General features: G+C 31.6%; 4 protein-coding genes. 1 reads left to right on the forward strand and 3 read right to left on the reverse strand.

Going from position 1 to position 3,042, the window contains the following annotated elements:
- Positions 1 to 558: aminotransferase class I/II-fold pyridoxal phosphate-dependent enzyme (locus ACI3VO_RS12205; protein ID WP_439758179.1), on the forward strand; the 558-nt coding region annotated here is incomplete at its 5' end.
- A gap of 88 nt (positions 559 to 646) precedes the next feature.
- Here ACI3VO_RS12205 and ACI3VO_RS12210 read toward each other — a convergent pair.
- From ACI3VO_RS12210 to ACI3VO_RS12220, 3 genes are read right to left on the reverse strand one after another with little or no spacing between them, the layout of a single operon-like run.
- Positions 647 to 1,138, reverse strand: coding sequence for a nucleoside recognition domain-containing protein (locus tag ACI3VO_RS12210; protein ID WP_439758180.1), 492 nt, complete (start codon positions 1,136 to 1,138; stop codon positions 647 to 649).
- 2 nt (positions 1,139 to 1,140) lie between these two features.
- A complete protein-coding gene (locus ACI3VO_RS12215; protein WP_439758181.1) occupies positions 1,141 to 1,794 on the reverse strand; it encodes a nucleoside recognition domain-containing protein in 654 nt (217 codons plus the stop codon).
- A gap of 19 nt (positions 1,795 to 1,813) precedes the next feature.
- A complete protein-coding gene (locus ACI3VO_RS12220; RefSeq protein WP_439758182.1) occupies positions 1,814 to 2,986 on the reverse strand; it encodes a M20 family metallopeptidase in 1,173 nt (390 codons plus the stop codon).
- Positions 2,987 to 3,042: the final 56 nt, after the last annotated feature.

The raw sequence follows: 3,042 nt of genomic DNA on the forward strand, positions 1-3,042 counted from the left end.
GAAATTCACTGTGATTTACTTAGAAATGGCAAAAAACATACTCCATTAGCTAAGCTATTCCCAGATACAGACCAAATAATAACTTGTATGGCACCAAGTAAAACATTTAATATGGCAGGATTTATGATTTCAAACATAATAATACCAAATGAAAAAATAAGATCTATATACAAAGATAGACATTACGATTTTGAAAATCCACTTAGTGTAGCAGCAGCACAGGCAGCTTATACAGATGGATATGACTGGTTATGCGAGTTAAAGGATTACTTAGATGAAAACTTTAGATTTACTAAAGAGTATCTAAGTAAAAATCTTCCAAAGGCAGTTATGCAAATATCAGAAGCAACTTATCTAGGATGGGTAAACATAGGTGAATATGTCGAAGAAGATGAAGATTTACCTTTATTATTTGCAAATCACGCAGGAGTACTTCTAGAAGGTGGGGATATGTTCGTTAGAAATTCTAATGGATTTATAAGACTTAATTTAGCTTGCCCTAGATCTATTTTGGAAGAAGGATTAAAGAGAATTTGCGAACTTTTAAATAATAGATAGATATAATTAAAAAGCTCCTTTGAGGGAAGTTTTAAAGACTTTTCAAAAGGAGCTTTTTATGAATTATGAATTATGTACGAAGTTTTAATTATAGAAGTCCCATAACAGATAATATTAATTTCATAGCAAACATACCAATTATAGAATCTATTATAGGTACTATTAATAATATCATTCTATGTTTAGGATTAGTTTCGGCAACAAGTACTATTCTTGCATAGTGACCAACAAGTGTTCCCATTAGCATACAAGGCATGATTAATATTGTACATTGAACTGCTGTTAGCATTCCTTCAGAATAAAGTGAGAATGCAGTTGCAGCACCAGCTCCTTTAGAGAAGAATGCTGATAATATAACAACTATAGATTCACCAGGTAATCCAAATATATTCATAACAGGTCCACAAACATTACCTAAAATATCAACTAAACCAGTAAGCTTTAAAAATTGTACTATAAAAGCTCCCATTAATAGAGCTGGTAATATCTTTTCAACACCGATGTAAAATCCTTTTTTACATCCATTCATAAATAACTCAACTATACTTTTCTTTTCTTTTACAGGTACTTGAACATCCATCTTTAAGCAACTCCTTCATTTATATTTTGTTTTTTATTAAAAAATTTAAGATATATTCTAACTATATTGGCACCGATTAGTTTACAGAAAAATTGTATTACTATAATAGGTCCTATAGCCAATGGAGCTATAGCTAAAAGTGGAGCCATTAAATTTATTGTATTTAGAATTACAGCTGAAGCTGCATATTGATAAGATACAAAAATAGTTCTTTCATCATCTGTTATAAGTCCTTGGTTATATAAATCACGAGTCATAATTGATGCAACATCTGAGCTAGTGAAAGATGATACGAAAGCTATACCTGTTATACCAGGAATACCAAGTATAGGTTTTAGTAGTGGATTGAATAATTTAGCTGCAGCCTCCATACCGCCGTAATATTCAACTACATCTATAAGACCTATTGCAAAGCATACAGCAGGAATTAATGTAAGAGCAGTTAAAAATCCGTCTTTTGCACCTGTTCCACCTTTACCAGTAAATGTAACTCCTTCGACTATTTGTCCGAAAGAACCACATAGCTTACTAAAATCAAAAGCAGCTAGAAAATTATCTGCTGATGAAAATATACCAGAGAATAAAATTACTAATATTGCTAATGAAAGATATCCCTTCCATGTTACTTTTATTTCTTGATTATTTTGATTACTCATAAAATTACACCCCTTAAATTTATAAATCTATTTTATCCAAGTTTAAAATTACTGTAGCCCAAAGCTTAGCTCTAGTGAAAAGTGATTCGACTATAGCGTATTCATCAAGTGTATGATTCCATTCTCCTTGAACACCACAAGAGCAAAGAGTAGGAACACCTGCAATTGTTAAATAGCTTGCATCTGAAGAACCACCTAGTTTACGTTTACCTATTTCTCCAAAATTGTTTTCTTTGGCGATTTTAGAGACGAATTCATGTAATTTTAAAACTTTTTCTGTTGTTTCATAAGGCATCATAGAACCTACACATTCTAATTCGCAAGTAGTATTGCCTATTATTGATTCGGCAGCGATTTTATTAAGCGCAGTTTTGATTCTATCTACTTCTGACATTTTTTCGAATCTAATATCGAAGGTTACACTACAAGTTTTAGGGAATGAATTTGAAATTTTTGTACTATCTATAACTGTAGCAACGCATGTAGTTCCATTTTCTAAATCAGTCAATTCTCTTACTTTAGCTATTTTAAATGCTGCTTCTTCTATTGCACTTCTACCGTTTATGAAATCATTACCTGCATGGGCTTCTATACCAGTTATGTTTAGTTTAGCTTCAATTCTTCCTTTTCTGCCTACACATAGACAATCATCTACAAGCCCAGTTTCCATGTTAAATGCACATAGACAACCTTTTCCTTCTTCTGATAAAGTTTTTCCGCCATTCGAATTAAAATGTCCGCATTCTTCATCACCAGAGAATATTATTTTTATAGGTCTGTCTTTATAGCCTATGGAATTTAAGGCTTTTATAGTATAAAGGGCAATTATTATACCACCTTTCATATCTAATACACCAGGGCCATATGCCTTGCCGTCTTCTATTTTAAAAGGTCTTTCTGAAGCAGAACCAGTTTTAAAAACAGTATCCATATGACCTGAAAATAAAATAGGTGCACCTTTTCTGTCTAGTCCTAAATTTCCTATAAGTGTAGGACCGTTTGGCTCAGCAGAAACTATTTTACAATCCATACCACATTTTTCAAATTCTCCTTTTAATTTATTTGCAAGAATAGAAATATTGGCTGGATCTTTTGTGAAACTTTCAGTATTTACAACATCTTCCCAAAGTTTTATCATTTCGTCCTTGTTGTCATCTATAAATTTATATACTTCATTTAGTAGATTTTGCATTGCGAAATCCTCCGTTTTAATTTAAAATATTTTTAGACTAGTCTTTAAATAAATAA

Source organism: Intestinibacter sp., assembly GCF_051866655.1.
Taxonomy (GTDB): Bacteria; Bacillota; Clostridia; order Peptostreptococcales; family Peptostreptococcaceae; genus Intestinibacter.

What these genes read in the sequence shown, in the direction of transcription:
- ACI3VO_RS12210 (WP_439758180.1), bottom strand. Translation starts at nt 1,138, where the DNA reads ATGGATGTTCAAGTACCTGTAAAAGAAAAGAAAAGTATAGTTGAGTTA.
- ACI3VO_RS12215 (WP_439758181.1), bottom strand. Translation starts at nt 1,794, where the DNA reads ATGAGTAATCAAAATAATCAAGAAATAAAAGTAACATGGAAGGGATAT.
- ACI3VO_RS12220 (WP_439758182.1), bottom strand. Translation starts at nt 2,986, where the DNA reads ATGCAAAATCTACTAAATGAAGTATATAAATTTATAGATGACAACAAG.